This is a genomic window from Shewanella sp. SG41-4 (assembly GCF_014164505.1).
In the GTDB taxonomy this organism is placed as follows: domain Bacteria; phylum Pseudomonadota; class Gammaproteobacteria; order Enterobacterales; family Shewanellaceae; genus Shewanella.
Genome location: NZ_JACJFI010000690.1, coordinates 1 through 996, shown reverse-complemented (window position 1 = coordinate 996; position 996 = coordinate 1). Strand labels below are relative to the sequence as shown.

Annotated in this window: 1 protein-coding gene; it reads left to right on the top strand. The window is 40.7% G+C overall.

Annotated elements, in window-relative coordinates; all coding sequences use genetic code 11:
* Nucleotides 1–646, top strand: a 646-nt coding sequence (locus tag H5202_RS23295; protein ID WP_182774090.1) for a helix-turn-helix domain-containing protein, incomplete at its 5' end; no start/stop codon positions are given.
* Nucleotides 647–996: the final 350 nt, after the last annotated feature.

Genomic DNA, 996 nt, shown 5'->3' with positions numbered 1-996 from the left:
ACCATCTATAATCTTTATACCAGGCCCAACTAAGCATCAAATTATTGCCGATGAATCCAATCAGGCCGAACTCGTTTGCGTGGATATTGATTTCCACTCTGGGAGCGGCACAGCCTTAGCCAATGCGTTACCCAAATTCTTATGTCTGGATATTATTCATAACGAGCCGCTAGGAATGACTGCGCGATGGTTGTTCGATGAAGCATTTACTGATAATGCAGGAAAGCAGATGATGATAAAAAAGCTAGGAGACATATTTTTAATTCAAGTGTTACGTCATGTAATCAAAGAAGGCTTGGTAAAACAAGGCATGCTTGCAGGAATGTCGCATCCGAGACTGGCTTTGTTGATGATGGAGCTACATCAGCGTCCCGATGAGGCATGGAGCATAGAATCTATGGCTGAAAAAGCCTTAATGTCACGAGCCAAGTTTGCAACGCTGTTTAAAGACACTATAGGTCAGGCGCCCAACGATTACCTCACCGACTTACGCATTGCCATTGCCCAAGGACTATTAAAGCAACATAAACAAGTTAACTTTGTCGCCCATAAAGTGGGTTATGAACATGGTTCAGCATTGGCAAGAGTATTTAGAAAAAAAATAGGCCTGTCTCCAAAAGAATGGTTAGCACAAATTAAAAAATAAACTTCTCTCTGTTTTCACAATGTCTAACACCTTCAATCCAGCATTAACTTTCGATCGCTGTAACATAGAACAGACATTCGAATTAACGAATGATTCTGTATGTTCATGCGCACCATCTCAATATGATTCGAAAAGAATCGGCAAAGTTAAGCAGTAAGATGAAAAATTATCTCATGATTAATTTTTAGCGCACTCGAAGCTGGTTGGACTTGCGCCTTGTTCAAAGTATGCGTCTAGCGAAGTACACCTAGCATCGATGTTCTGATTGTCTAAAAATACCTGCTCAATGATAAATTTGGAGCAGGTGATGAAAACATACAGAACAACTACTCAGTGGCAGATGCTACTTC